Source organism: Wolbachia endosymbiont (group B) of Villa cingulata (genome assembly GCF_964028285.1).
Lineage (GTDB): Bacteria > Pseudomonadota > Alphaproteobacteria > Rickettsiales > Anaplasmataceae > Wolbachia.
Genome location: NZ_OZ034766.1, coordinates 1150748 through 1170941, shown reverse-complemented (window position 1 = coordinate 1170941; position 20194 = coordinate 1150748). Strand labels below are relative to the sequence as shown.

15 protein-coding genes are annotated in these 20194 nt (G+C 33.5%); 8 read left to right on the top strand and 7 right to left on the bottom strand.

Annotation, left to right across the window (positions count from 1 at the left end; genetic code table 11):
- On the top strand, positions 1-897 hold the full coding sequence (locus tag ABWU52_RS06060; protein WP_353276608.1) for a cation diffusion facilitator family transporter: 897 nt from the start codon (positions 1-3) through the stop codon (positions 895-897).
- Positions 898-952: 55 nt separating this feature from the next.
- The gene (locus ABWU52_RS06055; protein ID WP_353276606.1) at positions 953-2833 is read left to right on the top strand and encodes a hypothetical protein; all 1881 of its coding nucleotides are present in this window, start codon (positions 953-955) and stop codon (positions 2831-2833) included.
- On the opposite strand, the gene plsY is transcribed toward ABWU52_RS06055, so the two are convergent.
- The 5 genes from plsY to ABWU52_RS06030 are packed head-to-tail and all read right to left on the bottom strand — an operon-like array spanning position 2828 to position 7693.
- Positions 2828-3406 carry a glycerol-3-phosphate 1-O-acyltransferase PlsY gene (gene plsY / locus ABWU52_RS06050; RefSeq protein ID WP_410541978.1) on the bottom strand — a complete coding sequence of 193 codons (579 nt, stop codon included), beginning with the start codon at positions 3404-3406 and terminating at the stop codon, positions 2828-2830. The genes ABWU52_RS06055 and plsY overlap by 6 nt on opposite strands.
- A gap of 9 nt (positions 3407-3415) precedes the next feature.
- Positions 3416-4882, bottom strand: a complete 1467-nt coding sequence (locus tag ABWU52_RS06045; protein ID WP_265023029.1) for an alanine/glycine:cation symporter family protein — start codon at positions 4880-4882, stop codon at positions 3416-3418.
- A 2-nt stretch (positions 4883-4884) separates the two neighbouring features.
- Positions 4885-6219 carry an alanine/glycine:cation symporter family protein gene (locus ABWU52_RS06040; RefSeq protein WP_353276604.1) on the bottom strand — a complete coding sequence of 445 codons (1335 nt, stop codon included), beginning with the start codon at positions 6217-6219 and terminating at the stop codon, positions 4885-4887.
- Positions 6220-6227: 8 nt separating this feature from the next.
- Entirely contained in the window at positions 6228-7013 is a 786-nt protein-coding gene (locus tag ABWU52_RS06035) for a CDP-alcohol phosphatidyltransferase family protein (RefSeq protein ID WP_214249982.1), read from the bottom strand.
- Positions 7010-7693: a phosphatidylserine decarboxylase gene (locus ABWU52_RS06030; protein ID WP_353276602.1), complete on the bottom strand. Its 684-nt coding sequence runs from the start codon at positions 7691-7693 to the stop codon at positions 7010-7012. Before ABWU52_RS06030 ends, ABWU52_RS06035 begins: the two co-directional genes overlap by 4 nt.
- Positions 7694-7911: 218 nt before the next feature.
- Here ABWU52_RS06030 and ABWU52_RS06025 point away from each other — a divergent pair, with 218 nt between their 5' ends.
- The 6 genes from ABWU52_RS06025 to ABWU52_RS06000 all read left to right on the top strand — a co-directional run bounded on the left by ABWU52_RS06025 (position 7912) and on the right by ABWU52_RS06000 (position 18582).
- Complete coding sequence (locus ABWU52_RS06025; protein ID WP_353276600.1) at positions 7912-8778, top strand: ankyrin repeat domain-containing protein; 867 nt, start codon at positions 7912-7914, stop codon at positions 8776-8778.
- Between the two features lie 77 nt (positions 8779-8855).
- Positions 8856-10088, top strand: coding sequence for a hypothetical protein (locus ABWU52_RS06020; protein ID WP_353276599.1), 1233 nt, complete (start codon positions 8856-8858; stop codon positions 10086-10088).
- A 221-nt stretch (positions 10089-10309) separates the two neighbouring features.
- Positions 10310-12682 (top strand): DNA topoisomerase (ATP-hydrolyzing) subunit B, encoded by a 2373-nt coding sequence (gene gyrB, locus ABWU52_RS06015; RefSeq protein ID WP_353276597.1) that lies wholly within the window; start codon positions 10310-10312, stop codon positions 12680-12682.
- Between the two features lie 186 nt (positions 12683-12868).
- The gene (gene gatA, locus ABWU52_RS06010; protein ID WP_353276596.1) at positions 12869-14335 is read left to right on the top strand and encodes an Asp-tRNA(Asn)/Glu-tRNA(Gln) amidotransferase subunit GatA; all 1467 of its coding nucleotides are present in this window, start codon (positions 12869-12871) and stop codon (positions 14333-14335) included.
- A gap of 111 nt (positions 14336-14446) precedes the next feature.
- Entirely contained in the window at positions 14447-16975 is a 2529-nt protein-coding gene (gene polA, locus ABWU52_RS06005) for a DNA polymerase I (protein WP_353276594.1), read from the top strand.
- Positions 16976-17622: 647 nt separating this feature from the next.
- The gene (locus ABWU52_RS06000; protein ID WP_353276592.1) at positions 17623-18582 is read left to right on the top strand and encodes a hypothetical protein; all 960 of its coding nucleotides are present in this window, start codon (positions 17623-17625) and stop codon (positions 18580-18582) included.
- A 37-nt stretch (positions 18583-18619) separates the two neighbouring features.
- On the opposite strand, the gene ABWU52_RS05995 is transcribed toward ABWU52_RS06000, so the two are convergent.
- Both ABWU52_RS05995 and ABWU52_RS05990 read right to left on the bottom strand, forming a co-directional pair.
- Positions 18620-19402 (bottom strand): exodeoxyribonuclease III, encoded by a 783-nt coding sequence (locus ABWU52_RS05995; protein WP_353276590.1) that lies wholly within the window; start codon positions 19400-19402, stop codon positions 18620-18622.
- Positions 19402-20109, bottom strand: coding sequence for a uroporphyrinogen-III synthase (locus tag ABWU52_RS05990; RefSeq protein WP_017532453.1), 708 nt, complete (start codon positions 20107-20109; stop codon positions 19402-19404). Before ABWU52_RS05990 ends, ABWU52_RS05995 begins: the two co-directional genes overlap by 1 nt.
- Positions 20110-20194: the final 85 nt, after the last annotated feature.

Below are 20194 nucleotides of genomic sequence, written 5' to 3'. Positions count from 1 at the left end.
ATGACAGCAGTGCACAATGGCAAACACTCAATAGCAGAGTCCAAGCGCTTAATTTATTCCATAATAATAGTTGCAATAACAATGCTTATGGAGATAGTAGGTGGAGTAATTTCACACTCGCTTGCTCTGTTATCAGATGCAGGGCATATGCTCACTGATCTTTTTGCCTTGATTTTAAGCTGGGTAGCGCACAAATTTTCAGCTAAGAAATCTGATTTACAGAGGTCATATGGGTATCACAGATTGCAGATAATTGCAGCATTTGTTAATGGTTTAACTCTATTTTTCATTGCAGCGGTCATTATAATTGAATCAATAAAGAGATTCATTTGTCCGGTCAATGTTGAATGGAAAGTAATGCTAATAATTGCCACACTTGGCCTGATCTCTAACATTATAGTCTTTTTTATATTACATAGTAAATGCGAAAGTAATATAAACATAAAAAGTGCTGTATTGCATGTTATCGGAGATATTTTAGGTTCTGTAGCTGCTATACTTGCATCCATAATTATCATGTTTACCGGATGGCAAATAGTGGACCCTATTTTATCAGTATTTGTCAGTGTAATGATCTTAAACAGTGGCTATAAAATTCTCAAGAATTCTTGCCATATACTCCTTGAAGGTACACCTGAGAGTGTATCTGCTGAGGAGATAAAAAGTGAGATTGTATCTAAGTTACCTGAAGTGATAGATGTGCATCATATACATGCATGGTCACTATCTGATAATTATTTTATACTTACTATGCATGCCAAGATAAAGCAAAATGGACAACACACTAATATTTTGTATGAGATAAAAAAAATACTATTAAATAGGTTCGAAATTGCGCACTCTACAGTTGAAATTGAATACGATGAGTGCGTAGACAGTAAAATACTTAAGCATTGACATCTATAGGCTATTTGTTATTACTACAATATCATAATATTATAGAGAGTAGGCTATGATAGGTATTTCCCAAATACAATTTCCTGGAAAGGATTCTTACAGATTAAAGACAGCAAGTTACTTCGCAGCTTTTGTTTCTTTAAGCATTTTAGTTAATCCTGCCAATGTCTTTTTATCTTTTGCCACATTGTTTTTTAGATCTGAAATAAAAACTTTTTACGTTTATAAAGACATAAAAGCTGCAAAGCAGGAAAAAATAAGTAAAAAGGAATATTGGGAAATATTTTTTGAGAAAAATAAAATTAAGATAGCATCTTTCCTTTTATTTTTTGCTTCTGTAACATATCTAACTTTTACAATTACTTTTCTACTTGTTTCGTTACTTGCAACAATACCACTTGCAATGGTTTTAATTCTATTACAAAGTGAATTAAGGCCAAAGGATTTTAATCCATTTACGTTACTCAAAGCTGCTATAAGTTTCTTTTTAGAAGGCATAAAAGAAAATACTCGCAGTATGACAAATAAGTTTGATGGTACTTATGAGCATTTACTACCCCATCAATTGAATGACGATATTAGTAATAATATTGGTAAGTTAATACGCAAATATGATTCAGTACCAGAAGACGCTATTAATAATGAGGGATTTAAAGAATTTATTGAATATATAAATCACTTACATATGCTTGATGGCCAACCATTTAGTAATGAGAATAAGGGAAAATTAGTAATGTTTTTGCAAGATTTTTGCAAAGGTAATGAGAAACATAGCTCTGGCTTCACTGGTGGACAAATTCTTCTGTTAGTTCTTAGAGTCTGCAATGATGGAGATAGAGAAGCTGTAAAAAATAAAAAAGACGCGTTGATTGCAAATTTACTAGATAGCCAAACTTTCTCTAGAAAAGAACGAATTCCTAACACATGTTTTACTGGTGTTATCTACAGAATGTTAAGTACATTAGAGGGTATTCATTCCGATCCAGAGATTAAATTTACACCACCTAGACAAATGCTCCTTACAGAAGCAGAAAATGAAGCACGTAAGTTTATGTTAGACAGGCTAAAAAATAAGAAGAACAGTAAAGAAATTCTTAGGGCTTGGCATAACGCCCAAAATAATTATGAAGATGATAAAAGTCAAAAAATAGTTGATGATTTTATTGCAGAAGTAAGCATTACTTTAATGAGAAGATTACTGAGTTTTACTTCTCAATATAGTGAACAAATTGTGCTGACGTTAATGAAAAATATTAACTCTGTAAAGTTAAATAAATTAGAGCACTTTGCGCTGTCTCAGCACATAACAAATAAACTACAGGGGGATGGTTTAGACGATCAACTTGAAAACATCAAAGGAAAAGTCTTTTTGGAGCTTTTAAACCAAAATTTACTTAGAACAGATTTTTTTCTCAAGGACTCATCTTTAACTGAAGCTAAGAGAATAGCTAGCAAAATAATAAAAGAAGAAGTAAAAGAATTAAAATTGAAAGCCAAGAAGACTATTAAGGGTCAAGTGGCCAGAATGTTAGATAGTTTAAGAATGTTACCACTAGAGAAAAGGTGTTATAGGGTATACACAGAACTGAGTAAAAATAGCAGAGACGATAAAGAAGAAATAAAGAAAATTCTACAAGAAAAGCTAGCAATAACAGAAGCAGTGATAAATAACATGTTAAAAAAAGAAGCTTCACACAGGCTAGAGATAGAGATTGAAGATATTTATAATCAAAATAAGCGCAATGTAACCACACTTTATGAACAAATACAAGAAGTGAAGCAAAGATTCATTGAAGATGAATTTTTAATACCTCAAGAAGTAGAGAGTATAACAAGAGTAAAAATTACAATCTTAAATAAAGAAGATAAAATAATACCATCAAGCAGTTTATCTCGTAGTTTAAGTGTCAGTGATTTAACATCTCATCGCTTATAAAAACTTATGCTCTCTGCCTTGCAGAAGATTTGCAATATTTTTGTAATGCTTCAAGAAAATTAATATCGCTACAGTGAGTAGTATAAGGAATAACTCCTTTTGAAAAAAGAAAGATGCTATAACAGCTGCTGCAGTAGCAGCCAAGGAAGCAAGAGAGGAGTACCGAAAGATAAAAAATACTATTAGCCAGACAAATACAAATGCTAATGCTATAGAAATGTTAAGTGCTATCAAAGCTCCCAAAGTTGTTGCAACCCCTTTTCCTCCATTGAACCTTAGCCAAATAGGAAACATATGCCCTAGAACTGCTAAAATTGCAGATACATATATATAAAAATCGTTATTATCACAAAATTGTTGTGCTGTATAAACCGCGACAAATCCTTTCAAAGAGTCTAAAAATAATGCGAGGACAGCAAGTCTCTTATTTCCTGTTCTTGCAACATTTGTAGCACCAATGTTTCCTGAACCTACTTCTCTTAAATTTATACCATTTATTTTTGCAATAATTAAGCTAAACGTTATTGAACCTAATATGTAAGATAATATAAAGACTACAAATATCTCTATCATAGCAGAAATCTAGCTAATTTTATTATTCCTTAGCCTTTTTAGATAACATTGGACTTCATTGTTAATCTGATTGCTAAACAGTATAAGTGCTGTCATATTGATGAGTGCTAAACAAGAGAATAAAGCCCCACCAATATTAGCAATAGCCATTATATCTTTAGACAAACCTGACAAAAATGCAACTACCACCACCGCTATACGATATATTACTACACTTTTTACACCAAACAAATACAGCCATCCCATTTCACAACAATATACAAATGAAATTACTGAGGAAAACGCAAACAAAGGCGCAGCGATGGTTAAAAGTATAGGAAACCAAGAAGAAACTGTTTCAAATGCTTTTTGGGTGATCAATATTCCCTCGCCAATGCCGGTCTGGTATGCACCTGTTATTACTATTGTTATTCCTGTCAAGCAACAAATTAACATTGTATCAAAGCATGGTTCTATCATCGCAACCAGCCCAGTTCTAACTGGCTCCTCATCTTTAGCTACCGCGTGAGTGATTGCAGCAGAACCAACACCTGCTTCACTGGCAAAAATTGCTCTTTGAATTCCAGCAACAAATGCTCCTACTACTCCTCCACCAACAGCATTGAAGTCTATCATACTTGAAAACAATATTTTTAATGTATTGCTAAAATTGTGAATATTGAATGCAATAATCGTGAAACAACTCAAAATATATATGAGTGACATAATAGGCACCAGCGCAGAAGAGACTTTAGCTATTCTCCTGATTCCACCGATAATCACTAGAGCAAGTAATGTAGAAATTATGAAGGAAAGAACCCAAGGATGACTATCTATCCAGCTTGAATAGCCAGATAATATTGAAACCATTTGATTAGTCTGAAATGCTACACTTCCACCAAGACCTGACAATACAAAAAACACTGCATATATTGCAGCTATCACAATACCAAGCTTCTTAAATCCAAATTCCTCTAGTCCATTTCTTATATATTGAAAGGGACCACTGAATAACTGCTCCTGGCCTTCTGTTCTGTGTCTGAATGCTAAAGTTACTTCAGCAAACTTTGCAGACATACCAAAAAAACCTGTAATCATCATCCAAGGTACCGCTCCTGGCCCTCCCATTGAAATTGCGATTGCAACACCAGCAACAGTTCCAAGGCCTACTGTGCTTGATAGCGCGGTTACAAATGCCTGAAAATGCGTAATGTGACCATCATGATGATCTGTGTCATATTTTCCACATAAAATAGCGAACGCATGCTTAAACATCCTTATGTTGAGAAATCTAAAACGTAGTGTTAGAAATATATAACCAAAGGCCAATAAAAGAATTATAAATGGTACGTGAAAGATCTTGAAAAACAACACTTCATTCATGAAGTTGCTTACTCCATTTAATGCAGTGTCATAACTTTTATGAAAAACTGAAGCAGCGTATACATCATTAAATGGTAGGCAAAATAACACTATATAAAGCATTCTATAAATCATGTTTAATACCTTTTGTAATAAGAATCTATTGTATTTAAGACTTCCCTTCTCAGTAGATATATCGCAACAGTATTTGGAATCATAAGGCACATAAACAGGCTATCACCTAAATAAGATATAAATTCTATATTTTTTGATATACAGCTGATATACACTGAACCCACTATAAAAAACTGAAACAATATCAGTACTTTTTTGTTACCAAATAAGTACACTAGGGCAACTTCACAGTAGTAATAGTAAGCTATTATTGTGGAAAATGCAAAGGAAAACATTATCAGCGGAAGAGCTAGCTTGCTAAATAAAGGTAAGGCTGTTGAAAATGCTGAGCTAACTAACGTAATATCACCTACGGTATTAGTGATATGTATATCGGTGATAATTATCACAATACCAGTCAAAAATGAGACTAATATTGTGTCTACAAATGGTGCAATCATTGCAACACTTCCAACTTTAACTGGGTTTTTCTCTTTTACAATCGAATGTGCTATAGCTGCTGTTCCAGTACCTGCTTCATTAGCAAACACTGACCTTCTTACCCCTGCTATTAATCCACTCAATACTCCACCTCCTATAGCTGATTTGTTAAAGATATCTTGAAATATTATAGATAGAGCATTCAGTAGATTATTTCCGTTTACACAGATTAAATATATACACATGCCTATATATAACATTATCATGATCGGCCCTAAACCTGTTGCAACTAAAGCAATTCGCTTTATTCCTCCCAGTATTACAATTAATACAAATAGCGAGATAATAACAGATGTGTTGTATTCAAATAAGTTACTTGACAACGCTGCAATTTGATTTGCCTGAAATGGTATGCCGCCTAGAATCATTGCAACAAGCAGCATAACTGCGTAGATAAATGCAAGGAATTTGCCAGTCTTCATAAATCCAATCTTTGCAAGTCCATGTTCCATATAATAAAAAGCCCCACCAGTTGTGTTTTCAGAGCGATGAGTAAATGCAAGCACTACTTCAGCAAATTTTATTGACATGCCAAGTACCCCGGTAATTATCATCCAAAAAACTGCACTTGGCCCCCCTATTGTAATAGCTATTGCAACTCCTGATATTGTTCCAAGACCAACTGTTCCTGAAATTACCGTTGCAAATGCCTGAATGTGGGTGATTATGCCGTTATTATTATGGCTCTCTAGGTTGAATAGTGTTTGTATCCCATATTTGAACAACCTAAAGTTAATGAATTTGAATCGAATCGTACAAAAAACCCCAGTTGCAATTACCCAAATAATTATAAATGGTATGTTGAATATCTTTATATATAAAAAAGAGTTTAATAGATCAGTTACTTTTATAATCATGCTGCTCACTATTTTTTATATAGCTGGCTAGTTTTATATGCGTAATGTATATAAAGTCCGGTACTTATTGGAATAGTCAAGATATAAACTGCACCTAAAATTGGTAGTGTTATCCAGGGCTTACTTATAAAAAATATGATCAATATTCCAAAAAATGACACAAATATATAGGATAAACTTTTAGGGACATAAATGTATTTTGCAGAGAAAGTTGGAATATGACTTATCGAAAAAAATGAGATGGTCAAAAAGTAACAAGCTGTATTCTTTACGTTAAAAAATTGCTCTATAAGAAGTAGATATTCACTTTCATGAGATTGAAAGGTAATAATTATTGGTAACAGAGCGAGTAAAGCACATACAGGAGCTGGAACACCAGAAAAGAAAATTTTTTTCCAGTATAATTGCTCTGAGTGTAGCGAAACATTGAATCTTGCAAGTCTTATTGATATGCAGATTACATATATCATTACTAAGATCCATCCTACAACTTTAATTTCATTTAACTTCCAAAAATATAAAAGAAAAGCAGGTGCTGAACCAAAATTTAGAAAATCTGCAAAAGAATCGAGTTGTGCTCCAAAATCGCTAGTTGATTTTAAAATTCTGGCTATCCTGCCGTCCATTCCATCTATTATTGCTGCAATGATAATAAAAATTGCTGAAAATTCCCATTGTTCATTAAATGTGAATTTAAGTGAAGTAAGGCCAGCACATAAACCTAATAAAGTTATAAAATTTGGGAATAACTTGGTAATAGGTAAAAATTTACTGTTACTTTCATCGTTATTCATATAACATCAAAAGTAAGCTTTTCTTGTTTATTAAAATCTGCTATAATTGTTTCACCGCCAATAACAGTTTGCCCTTCTGAAACTCTTACTTCTATGCCAATGGGAATATAAATATTTACTCTGCTACCAAATCTTATAATTCCAAATCGTTCACCTGCTTTTACACCCTGAGATGTCCTCAAATTACAAACAATACGGCGTGCAATAAATCCAGCTATTTGCTCTACAATGATTTCTTTTCCCTTCTCATATTCAATTGCAATAACCTGCTTTTCATTCTCATTACTAGACCTATTGCTTATTGCGGAAACAAACTTGCCTTTTTTATAACTCATTTCCTTTATTGTACCAGATATTGGTATACGATTCACATGAACATTCAAAACACTTAGAAATATGCTGACGAGTGTAAACCTCTTCTCTTCTTCATTTTCTGCTGACAAAGGGTAACTAACTTCTTCAATCTTTGAAATCACACCATCAGCGGGGCTTAATATAAAATCCTTATTGCTTGGTACAGCTCTTGCTGGATCACGAAAAAAATAGGTACATAATAACGTTGGAAATAAGCAAGTAATTCCAGCTCCCCAAGATATAGAGAATGCTATACATGTTACGATAAAGGAAACAACTATAAATAAATAACCTTCTCTGTTTATGTTAGGTAAACCAAAGCACATAATTTATTCTCGATAATTCATTATTAACAATTTATCATTTATAATTTCTCATGAAAAGCTTTTTTTCACTTCTTCACTTTTGGAATGCTTATATAAGCATTGATGGATATTAAATCTTTAATAAAAATTAAAGATTTTTAGCTGTTGCTAATATTATTTTAATAAAAAATTAACAATAATTCTTAATAATGTATGAATTATTATGTTCGTAATTTCGTATGACAGGGGAAATAGAAAAAGATGAATCTCCTTCCTTATACTCTGCAATTCGGATGGGTGATATTGAAGCTACAGAGCTGCTAATAAAGTTTGGTGCAAATGTCAATGATAATTATGAACGTAATCGTACACCACTACATATTGCTATCGGGTATAAGCAGTTTGAAATAGCGAAATTGCTGATAAATAACGGAGCAAACGTTAACGCAAAAACTGGAAATCATTGCAAAGATGACTTAACACCAATGCACCTTGCAATTTTTGCAAACACGCCAGAGTTTATAGAATTGCTAGCTAGCAATGGTGCGTCAATTGATGAAAGAGAAAGCACTGAAGGACATACACCTTTTCACCTTGCTACTTTATATGGAAATAAAAGTGTAATACAAGCCTTAGTTGACAAGGGACAGAATATTGAAGATATTGATAATAATGGGCGTACAGCTTTATTTTTAGCTATTAGGCAATGCACTGAAGCAAAGGATGATAGCAGAGTAGAAGTTATCGAGTATTTGATAAATAAACTCAAAGCAGACATAACGAAAAAAGATAATAATAACAACACAATACTTTTTCCTGCTGCTAATAATTGTCCTGGAAAAGTAGTGGAACTCATCATTAAACAATATATAGAAAGCTTTGGTAGAGATCGGTTGAAGAATTTTATCAACCACAAAAATAAAGCTGGAATGGATGCCTTGGATATTGCACTCAATAGTGGAAATGAAAAGGCCATTGAAGTACTTAGCTCATATGGAGCAGATATCGAGAATAAAGTAACTCCCAAGATTACTGTAGAAAAACCAAATAGTACCTTAGATGGAGTGGAAAGTATAGAAGTGGTATCCCCAATCAAACAAAAATAAAAGCAGCTCTAAATTCCTTGCTTTATTTACATTCTTTCTATAGCATGACATATTAATGTTAGAATAGGGTGTGTGTTATGTTTGCAGGTCAAAATAATAATCAACAGCAAAATAGAAATAGAGCACAGGCTTTAATAGAAAGAGTGCAAAATGCTTACAACAACACTAATAAAATTAAAAGATTCATTAATATAGTTTTATTAGTAAGTATGATTCCTTCATTTTTTCTTCTTGTACAGCTCTCTTTGTATTTATCATTAGTAAATTATTTTTTCAAACCAAGGGAAAATGAAAAAAGATTATCAGCGTGGCCAAAAAATGTTATTAGAATAACATTAAGCATTTTTTTAATTATACACATTATTAATTCCTGTGTGCTTTTGGTACTGCCTATATTGTGCTTATGGTTGCTAAACAAATCACTCATTGAAGAAATACAGCAGTTTAACGATTTAATACAACAAATTCCAGAGGAAGAAAGGCCTATTTTCTTTCAAGATTTAGCAGCCATTCCTTTTATGGCACAAACTACTCATGACCCAAGTGCAGTTGCTAGTATAAACTTGAGTGTTGATAGACTCATAGAAAAGTATAAAGAGAATTTAAGCAAAGATGAATTCTATGTACAGCTAAATAGAGGCAACACAACCGACATTGAAGAGTACATCAAACAGTCAAATGAATTTACAGAAGGCGATAAATCTCATGCACTTGAATGCTTAAGATTTATCAATAGAACAGGAGATAATTTTAAAGACAATCATAGTAAGTTAACACTAAAGCAAGCAGCTATTTTATGTTGGAAAGCCTGCAATGATAGAAATACAGGAACAGAGAATCAAAGAACTCCTTTGAATGATGAAGACATAAAAAACAGAAAAGATATGTTTTTAAAAGGTCTTGTAGACGCTGCAACAACTTACGGTAATCAAGGTCAAAGTTGTGCAGGTGGAACATACAATAAATTATTTGAGTCTTTATCTGGCTTACATCCATCAGTGGTTATTACACTCGATGGAGAAGAGGCTAGAGAAATGATAAAAGAAACGATCACACAAAAATTCCCTGAAATGGCCAGAGCCAATTTCACCAATTTCTCTGGAACAGAACAAGAAAGGATCCGTGGCGAGTTACCAGAGTTATCATCTGAAACAGTAAGGTATATTATGACTACGCATTCAGCTCTTGAGAGAAGGTGTCAAGAGTTCAGCAATAGATTAAACAATGATAAAAAGAATGAAATATTAGAAGAGTGTATGAGTAACTTATCCTATGTTAAATTGGAAAATCTAAGTGGAAGGAAAAGGTAAATTGTATTTGATTGTGGCCATTTATTTTGAAATATGAAGCAGAGTTTTGTATGATTATTTGAACTTAAGTTTATGTATTGAAATAACATGTAAAACCACTTCGTGTAGGTGATGTATTATATTTTATCTACATGTCAAGGATCCTTCTTTCAACTTAAAGATGTTGCTAATCAGCACATACAAATGTAATATTAATTAATATTTATAAATAAAGCAATTCCATGGAAAGTAACTACAACGCTGATGTAATAAAAATCCTAAGAGGTCTTGATGCTGTAAGAAAGCGTCCAGGTATGTACATTGGTGATACTGATGATGGATCTGGTCTGCACCATATGGTGTACGAGGTTGTTGACAATGCGATAGATGAGTCTTTGGCTGGGTATTGCAGTAAGATTGAAGTTAGCATAAATGAAGATGGTTCAGTTTCTGTAACCGACAATGGTCGTGGCATTCCAACAGACATTCACCCAGAGGAAGGGATATCAGCAGCAGAAGTGATAATGACCCAATTACATGCAGGAGGTAAATTTGACAGCAATACCTATAAGGTTTCTGGAGGATTACATGGTGTTGGAATTTCAGTTGTTAATGCGTTATCGAGTTGGCTGGAATTAACCATCTGGCGCAATAAGAAGGAATATTTCATACGCTTTGAAGATGGTGAGTCTGTTGAATCTTTAAAGGTAATTAATGAAAACAAAAATAAAAGAGGAACTAGAGTAACGTTTATGCCATCAACGGGGACTTTTAGTAGTATTGATTTTAGTTACTCCACTCTTGAAAGTCGCATCAGAGAATTGGCATTTTTAAACTCAAATATTGAGATCATTTTGTGTGATCTCCGTAATAAACCACATGTAAAGTCTCATTTTAACGATAGTAAAGAGTCTGAAGATAATTTTGGTACAGCTAATTTTGTACGGTACTTAGACAAGAATAAGACACATGTTACTAAAATTGCCAGCATTAGAGATAATGTAAAAGATCTAGGTACCAGTGTAGAAATATCAATGGAGTGGAATGATTCCTACTATGAGAATATGCTATGCTTCACAAATAATATAAGACAACGGGATGGTGGTACGCATTTGGCAGGGTTTAGATCTGCACTAACCAGATGTATCAATAACTATGCAAACAATGAAGGTTTTTTGAAGAAGGCAAAAGTGAATTTGACTGGAGAAGATGTTAGAGAAGGCTTAACTTGTGTTTTATCTCTCAAGATGCCTGATCCTAAATTTTCTTCACAGACAAAAGATAAATTGGTCAGTTCTGAAGCGCGGGCAGTTGTAGAGAGCATAGTTTTTGACAAGTTGAGTACAATACTTGAAACTGACCCCAAGTTAGCAGCAAGTATAGTAGAAAGAGCGATTAGGTCAGCAAAAGGAAGAGAAGCCGCAAGAAAAGCACGAGAGTTAGTTAAAAATAAAAACAATATTAATATTGCAACTCTACCTGGAAAGCTTGCTGATTGTCAGGAAAAAGTTCCTGAGTTATCGGAATTGTTTATAGTAGAGGGTAATTCCGCAGGTGGTACTGCAAAGCAGGGACGTAATCGTAAAACACAGGCGGTACTTGCTTTAAGAGGGAAAATTCTAAACGTAGAACGTGCAGGGCTGGATCGTATTTTTTCATCTGCAGAAATTGGCTCTCTGATCACGGCAATTGGAGCTGGAATAGGGAGTGAGCACTTCGATATTGAAAAAACTAGGTATCATAAAATTATCATTATGACAGACGCAGATGTTGATGGCTCGCATATAAGAACTTTGATTCTAACTTTCTTTTTTAGACATATGCGTGAAGTAATTGAAAAAGGATATTTATACATAGCGCAGCCACCGCTCTATAAAGTTACAAAAAATGCTAAAGATACTTATATCAAAGATGATGAAACTTTTGAAGAGTATATAGTAAATTCAGCGATTAAAAAATTAACATTAAATGGTGTAGGCAAAGATTTGCGTTTCGTTTTGAATAAGTGCCTCAGTATTTCAAACATTAGCAAAAATTATGATAGGGAAATACCAAAAGATCTCTTAGAATCATTGCTAATTTTAAGCAAAAAGAATGCTCTATTGTCTGCTGATGAGATATTAAAATATTTAAAATTGATGTATAGTGAATATAATTGGGAAGTAGAAGTAAAAGATGAGGAAATTCACATTGCTAAATTGTTTCAAGGGTTAGCAGACAAATATGTATTCTCGCTTAGTATGCTTGAAAGTAAAGAAATACGGAATATATTGAGTTCTCTTGATAACATAATTGACTTATTTAATGGTGATTCATTTTTACAGTCGCAAGAAACTGAAATAAAAATAAAGTCTCCAAGTGCACTCGCAAAAATAGTGATGGATTATGGTAAAAAAGGTTTAACTCTGCAGAGATTTAAAGGCCTTGGTGAAATGAATGCTGATCAGCTTTGGGAAACTACACTCAATCCAGAAACTAGAACTCTGCTAAAAGTTGAAATAAAAGATTGTGAGAAAGCAGATAGCATATTCTCGGTGCTAATGGGTGATATAGTTGAACCACGTCGTGACTTTATAAATAACAATGCACTTAACGTGCATGATGTTGATATTTGATTTTAGAAACGCTAAACCCTTATGGCTTAGCATTGTGTGCCAAACCGGCTATTTAAAACGTACTACTAACCAATCCATTTCAGAAATCTGAATTGATCTCGGTTGTATTCCCGTTTTCGATCATAAATATATAGATTTTCTGTCCTATTGTTGTTATAATTAATGCCTCGCTAAAATTGAATATTAATGAATGAATTGAGAAGGCTCACTATTACAGAGATGCATGATGGACTTAGGCGGGGGGATTTTTCTGCTATTGAGCTTGTAGAGACGCATGTTAATGCAGTTGAAAATGAGCAACTGAATGCATTTGTAACAAAAACCCCAGAAATCGCGATAAAAGCTGCTAAAATAGCAGATGAATACTTTTTGAAACAAAAAGATAATATTTCATCACTTATGGGCATACCAGTTGGTGTTAAAGATTTATTCTGTACACAAGGAATAAAAACAACAGCATGCTCAAAAATGCTGGAAAATTTCATCCCGACTTATGAATCTACGGTATCTAATGTGCTTTTAAAAAGTGGAGCAGCCATGCTTGGTAAACTTAACATGGATGAATTTGCTATGGGCTCTGCGAACACAAATAGCTATTTTGGTCCTGTTAAAAATGTATGGATTAGAAAAAGTGACGGAGAAAAAGTTGTTCCTGGTGGATCATCTGGTGGATCTGCAGCATCAGTTGCTGGGTTTTTATGTGCTGGAGCACTAGGAAGTGATACTGGTGGTTCTGTACGCCAACCAGCAGCTTATTGTGGAGTTGTTGGAATAAAGCCAACTTATGGAAGGTGTTCGCGTTTTGGTATGATTGCGTTTGCAAGTTCTCTCGATCAAGCAGGAGTAATTACTCGTTCCGTTTCTGATTCAGCGTTAATGCTGGAAACAATTTGTGGCTATGATGAAAAAGATTCAACATCGAGCGAAAGACCAGTGCCTAAATTCTCTAATCTTATAAATGGTGATATCAAGGGTAAGCGCATTGGTATACCAAAAGAATATAGAATGGATGGAATTTCAGAAGAAATCGTTCATCATTGGGAAAAAGTTTCTTCCAATTTAAAAGAAAATGGTGCTGAAGTTGTTGACATTACTCTGCCTCATACTAAATATGCGATACCGGTTTACTATCTAATTTGTTCTGCTGAAACTTCATCTAACCTTGCTCGCTATGATGGTGTACGTTACGGATTCAGGGTTGATGCTGATACCCTTGAAGAAATGTATTCGCTAACAAGAGCAGAAGGTTTTGGTAAAGAAGTGAAAAGGAGAATTTTAATTGGTGCTTATGCGCTTTCTTCAGGTCATTACAATGAGTATTATGAAAAAGCACAGTGCATTAGGGCATTAATTAGAAATGATTTTATAAAAGCGTTTGAAAAAATAGATTACATACTTGTGCCATCTGCTCCAACAGAAGCTTTTGGCTTAAATGAAAAGCCAGACCCGCTAATTATGTGCATCAATGATGTGTTTACCGTGCCGGCAAGCTTAGCGGGGTTACCTGCTATTTCTGTTCCTGTTGGACTTTCCAATAAAGGCTTACCACTTGCTTTGCAAGTAATTGGAAATTATTACGATGAAGCTGGAATATTAAATATGGCAAGTGTGATAGAGCAAAATTGTGGCAGAATAGTTAATTCCCTTACGTAATATGTTTTCTTATAGTAACTATAGCATTATGATTATTTTGGCTATAGGAAACAAGAGCTTGATTTTTATAGCTAAATAACAGACCATCAAAGGCACACATAAATATCTACAATGAAAGAAAAAACTTTCACAATCATTGATGGTTATGGTTTTCTTTTCAGGGCTTACTATGTCTTACATCATTTAACTACCACAGCTGGTATTCCAGTAGGTGCTGTGTACGGTTTTCTTAATATGGTTCTGAAGTATATTTCCCATTCGGACTACTTAACTATAGCACTTGATTCTGGCAAAAAAAATTTCAGGCACAGTTTATATTCTGAGTACAAAGCAAACAGAGTAACACCTCCTGAGGATCTAATTCCACAATTTACAATACTGAGAGAAGCGGTAGAAGCTTTTAACTTTAGCTATGAAGAGATTGAAGGCTATGAAGCAGATGACATAATTGCAACACTAGCTGCAAAATATGCCAACCACGAAGACTTTAAAGTAGTAGTAGTCTCATCAGATAAAGACTTATTTCAACTTTTGAATTACAACATTCTAATATTTGATCCTATCAAAAATATATACGTAGATGAAAAACAAGTGATAGAAAAATTTGGTGTAAATTCAAATAAGCTTCTTGATTTATTTTCTCTAACTGGAGATGCATCTGATAACATTCCAGGCGTTCCAGGAATAGGCCCAAAAACTGCAGCTAAATTGCTGGATAAATTTGATTCGTTGGATAACATTATAGAAAACATCAATAACATTGAGCAAACAAGAGTTCGTAATATTCTTACTGAGCATAAGGAAAAAGCACTAATTTCAAGAGAACTTTTGTCACTATACAAAAAAGTAGATCTTCAACATGATATTGTAAAATATGAAGTCCATCCTCCAAATATGGAAAAATTGTTATCCTTTTTGAAGAAATATGAATTTAATTCATTGATAGGAAAAGTAGAAAAGCTCTTTTCTTATAGTGGATCTAGCACAAAAGAGAAAATAGAATATAGTAGTGAAGAATTAGAAAAATTTTTGGAGCATTGCAGATATGAAGGTAAAATTGCAATTCATTGCCACTTTGAAAACAATAGATTGAACAAAATCTCCTTATCTTGTAGTGAGGATAATATTTTCTACATAGATCAAAGCTGCCTACAAGATGCACTTACTATAATAAATTCAACTTTATTTTCAAATGGGGTGCTTAAAATAGTACATGATATTAGAAAGATCAGAGAAATATTTCCTACAATAGAGAGAGTGCTAGACTCAATTGATGACCTGATGATCATGTCATACAGCCTTGACACAGGTAAGCATGATCACAGCATTCCAAACATAATTGCACACAATTTAAGTAAAAATGTAGAAACTTTCTCGGCAAAAATTTTAATAGCGATCCATGAGAAACTGACACAAAGATTATTTCAGGAAAAACTTTTTACGATTTACGAGCGCTTTGATAGACCTCTCATGAAAGTAATATTTGATATGGAGCAAAATGGAATACTGCTCAATATTCAAAAACTACAGGAATTGTCTGATAAGTTTGAGCAGCTAATTGCTGTACTTGAAAACGATATACATAATTTAGCAGGAGAAAAATTCAACATTGCATCGCCAAAACAATTAAGTGATGTTTTGTTTAATAAAATGGAGCTAAGTAAAAAGAAAAAGTCAAAATCTGGGTCTTATAGCACAAACTCTGAAGTTCTAGAGGCACTTGAAGAGGAGGGGACAGAAATCGCAGGTAAAATTTTAAGTTGGCGACATTCAAGTAAATTAAAGGGTACCTATACTGACGCGTTAATAAAACAGGTTGATCCGCTTGATGGTAGGATACATACAAGCTTTTCAATCACTGTAACTGCAACTGGAAGGCTGAGCTCTAGCAATCCTAATTTACAAAATATTCCTATCAGAAGCGAAGAAGGTAGTCTTATCAGGCAAGCGTTTATTGTGCCAAAAGGGTGCAAGATAATTTCTGCCGACTATTCGCAAATAGAATTAAGACTCCTGGCACATGTGGCAGATGTTGCGGCATTTAAAGAAGCTTTTGCAAATAGGGAAGATATTCATGATATTACCGCAAGACAAGTTTTTGGAGTTCGAGAAATAGGTGAGCAATTAAGACGCAAAGCAAAAACCATTAATTTTGGAATTATATATGGAATTAGTCCATTTGGCCTTGCAAAGCGACTTGGAATTACCTTTCAAGAGGCTGCTGAATACATTAATTATTATTTTTCTTGTTACCCAGAAATAAAGGTCTATATGGAAAAAGCAGTATCTATTGCTAGACAGCATGGTTATGTAGAAACTTTGTTTGGCAGAAGATGTTTTGTAAGAGACATAAATAATAAAATTCCTTATCTAAGACAATTTGCAGAAAGGGCAGCAATCAATGCACCGCTGCAAGGAACCGCCGCTGATATAATAAGACGTGCAATGATTCAGCTTTTTGATCAATTGAAAACAGGTAAAATAATCCTGCAAGTCCACGATGAGCTACTAGTTGAAGTAGAGGACGACAAGGTACAAGAAACAGCAAAACTTATGAAAGACGTAATGGAAAATGCGATAGAAATCTCTATACCACTTGAAGTAGAAATAAAAATTAGCGACAACTGGGGCTTTTCTTAATTATACCGTAGACCCTAAGAACCTGTCTTAAAAGGACTTAATTAACAAGCATAGTCATATTAAAGAGTTCTTGAAGTAAGGAGAGCACGCTCATACGTCAAGCAAACAACGTTTGGGAATAATCTAAGGTTCTGTGATATCAGCAGCTTTCTTGGCAATAACATCCCGCTTTCAGTAAATAGTGATTTTGTAATTTTCCTATATATTGGAAAAATTTTTATTTTAATTAGCCATAGGCGCCTATTGATTTTTAGCTAAAGTAAAGGTCAAATATCTGGAATTCTGGACATAAAATCTCCCTGTGTGAAAAAGATTAGAAAAAAGTGCAGCGCACATACGACAGAAATTAAGCACACTTAAATGCTCTAAAGAAGATACGCTACGCTTTTTGATTAAAAGTTTGACTGAAAAGTCTGCAGACAAAGATAGATTTTGAGCTCTTAAAATATCTCTAACTGTAATTATAATCAGATTTAAAATATATGGAAGCAATTTTTTACGTTCCCTTATCACTTATATCATTTGTTACTCTTCTATTTTTTGCTTTATTCTTTTCTTTTTTCCCTTTCAAGATAGGTTCTAAGAAATTTGAACTAATGTGAAAAATATGCTATAATTAAAACATAGGTTAGTACAAGTAGGTCATTATGACGGTTCCAAAAGCAAAAAATAAGCCTTTAGAGTCATCTACTCAGGTGACCGAGCAAAATGAGATACTCTTCAAGAAGGAACATAAGGAAATTTACGATTGCTTTGTAAAAGTATTAGAAGTTAAAGCCGAATTAAAGAAGGACAAAGGAATAACTGATTATTTTATATCAGCTTATAAGGACATACTACTTAATAATGTCAATCCAAAAGATATAAAATCACTCAGTGAGGAGAATTTTTGTCAGTTTTTACTTTCTGTATTTAAAGAAGTTAGAGAGAAAAAATTAGCGAACAAAGAGAGTGTCAAGAATGTTGAAATAAAGAAATTAGTAGATGATTGTGTAGCTGATATACGTGGTACAGAAGCTAAGGATTCACTAATAAAACTTGTTGGGTTACTATTGGGAATAAAAATAGACCCGAAAAATATTTATGGCTCCTTTATGGATGGAGTGAAAGAAAAAATACCATTTTTAGGTGGAGATAAAAAAGAAGAGGATGAACCACTACTTAGTGATCAAGAGATGGTAACAAAGTGCTTACGTAAGGTTTTTCTGCCTATTCTTTTTTCCATTGCTTCAATATTAATTTTTGGTCCTACTACACTTGCGATAGTTGCTGCTGTTATTGGTACAATATTTGCTGTAAAGGGAGGAGTTGAGGTTCTTTTTTCAAATAACAAAAAAGGTACTTTATATGATCCTAGTTCACCAGATAAAGATGATACAGAAAAGAGAGCAAAATTGAATGAAAAAATTTACAAGGGTATTGATGATATTTTAAAAACCCCAATTGAAAGCTCTCTTGAAACAATTGCTGACGGGAGTAAAAAACAACCTACTCCGGAACAAGCTCCTCAGGTAGGAAATAAAGGGGGTGAGCAGCTTACTATGCTTGATGGAAAAATTACTATAGATCAGCCAGCCAAAAGCACAGAAAAGACAGCAGTCAAGTAAGACCTATTTGCCAAAGGTGAATTGTGTAATAGGTCTTTTATTGTTTTATAACACATACAACGGGAGTATGATCAGATGGGTTTTCTAGTTTACGCAACCTATCATCTATGTAACATATTTCTAATTTATCTGCAGCTTGTGGCGATAATAGCATATAATCTATTCGCATTCCTTGATTGTTTCTGAGTGAATTGCCTTGATAATTCCACCAAGTGAATTGTTGCAAATTTGGGTGAGATATTCTAAACGCGTCTTTAAATCCAAGATTCAAGATTGTTCTTAACTTCTCACGCTCTTTTATATGAAAGCATACTTGGCCATTTAATAAATTTGAATCAAAAACATCAATTTCATCCAGTGCAACATTATAATCGCCAGCTATAATAGTTAACTCTTCATTTTTCAACAAAGTGCCCATCCTTTCATATAGGTTATCAAAAAACTTGAGTTTATACTCAAACGTATGAGAGTCTGGGCTTTGACCGTTTGGAACGTATACACTTCCTACCCTTACCTTATTATTGGTGTGTTTTATCACACACTCTATATAACGTGCTTCTTGATGACTTTCCACAATATCAATTTTAAACTTCTCCAGTATTGGATATTTAGATAAAACACAAACGCCATTTCTTGCAACCTGTCCATAGATAGCATATTCATATTCTAATTCTTCTATTTCTGCATAAGGAAATTGCTCTTCCGTACATTTTATCTCTTGCAGCAAAACTATATCTATCTGACTATCAACTATAAAACTACAAAGTTGGTTAATTCTTTTACGTATGGAGTTTACATTCCAAGTTGCAATCTTTAGCATCAACAATCCTTATTAATTATATCAATTAAACTCTCCCCTGTAGGCAACCTCGATGTTATAATTTTTTTCCACTTGATTAACTTTAAACTATCAGCAATGTTTTTACTCATGGTATATGCAACTGTATTATTCATCACAGGAGATAGCCCACTTTTTAGAACTAATGAACAAAATACCCTTGCAGTTTGTGAGGAAAAAAAAGCAACGCTATCAATTTTACCGTCCAATAGTAAATTTTTACACCTATTAGTTAGACTCCTTTTAGTAATTGTTTTATAGAGTACAACTTCTCTTACGTTAAAACCTTCTTCAGATAATCTCTTTTTTAGGTCACATGATACTTCTTGTCCCCTTATATATAAGAACTTTATTGCATTTGAATAATGAGATTTTATGAATGATATCAGACCATCAACGTTGCTGTCTGCTGAGATTATATCGGAAAATCCCAAATTTTTTGCAGCCTGCATGGTTGAATTACCAACCGTAATAATTGGAAAGCCATCCTCTTTGCATATTTGACTGAAAGCCTTTACACTGTTTTTACTTGTAGATATCACAACGTCAAATTCATACGTAGATATATCAGGATTTAAGTACTTTATTGTGAATACTGGTTCTATAAAAACTTTGTATCCATATTTTTTTAGCGTGCTTCTTGTGCTCAACGAATCTAATAAAGGCCTTGTCAATAAAATAGACTTCATTCTGGTTTATTTCACTAGCAGTAAAATAATATCCCTTATACACAAATTATTGAATAAAAACTTTTATTTTTTAAGTTTCTTGCGT

Excerpts from the sequence above, each read along its gene's own strand:
- ABWU52_RS06060 (WP_353276608.1), top strand. The coding sequence starts at position 1 with ATGACAGCAGTGCACAATGGCAAACACTCAATAGCAGAGTCCAAGCGC.
- ABWU52_RS06055 (WP_353276606.1), top strand. The coding sequence starts at position 953 with ATGATAGGTATTTCCCAAATACAATTTCCTGGAAAGGATTCTTACAGA.
- plsY (WP_410541978.1), bottom strand. The coding sequence starts at position 3,406 with ATGATAGAGATATTTGTAGTCTTTATATTATCTTACATATTAGGTTCA.
- ABWU52_RS06045 (WP_265023029.1), bottom strand. The coding sequence starts at position 4,882 with ATGATTTATAGAATGCTTTATATAGTGTTATTTTGCCTACCATTTAAT.
- ABWU52_RS06040 (WP_353276604.1), bottom strand. The coding sequence starts at position 6,219 with ATGATTATAAAAGTAACTGATCTATTAAACTCTTTTTTATATATAAAG.
- ABWU52_RS06035 (WP_214249982.1), bottom strand. The coding sequence starts at position 7,013 with ATGAATAACGATGAAAGTAACAGTAAATTTTTACCTATTACCAAGTTA.
- ABWU52_RS06030 (WP_353276602.1), bottom strand. The coding sequence starts at position 7,693 with ATGTGCTTTGGTTTACCTAACATAAACAGAGAAGGTTATTTATTTATA.
- ABWU52_RS06025 (WP_353276600.1), top strand. The coding sequence starts at position 7,912 with ATGACAGGGGAAATAGAAAAAGATGAATCTCCTTCCTTATACTCTGCA.
- ABWU52_RS06020 (WP_353276599.1), top strand. The coding sequence starts at position 8,856 with ATGTTTGCAGGTCAAAATAATAATCAACAGCAAAATAGAAATAGAGCA.
- gyrB (WP_353276597.1), top strand. The coding sequence starts at position 10,310 with ATGGAAAGTAACTACAACGCTGATGTAATAAAAATCCTAAGAGGTCTT.
- gatA (WP_353276596.1), top strand. The coding sequence starts at position 12,869 with ATGAATGAATTGAGAAGGCTCACTATTACAGAGATGCATGATGGACTT.
- polA (WP_353276594.1), top strand. The coding sequence starts at position 14,447 with ATGAAAGAAAAAACTTTCACAATCATTGATGGTTATGGTTTTCTTTTC.
- ABWU52_RS06000 (WP_353276592.1), top strand. The coding sequence starts at position 17,623 with ATGACGGTTCCAAAAGCAAAAAATAAGCCTTTAGAGTCATCTACTCAG.
- ABWU52_RS05995 (WP_353276590.1), bottom strand. The coding sequence starts at position 19,402 with ATGCTAAAGATTGCAACTTGGAATGTAAACTCCATACGTAAAAGAATT.
- ABWU52_RS05990 (WP_017532453.1), bottom strand. The coding sequence starts at position 20,109 with ATGAAGTCTATTTTATTGACAAGGCCTTTATTAGATTCGTTGAGCACA.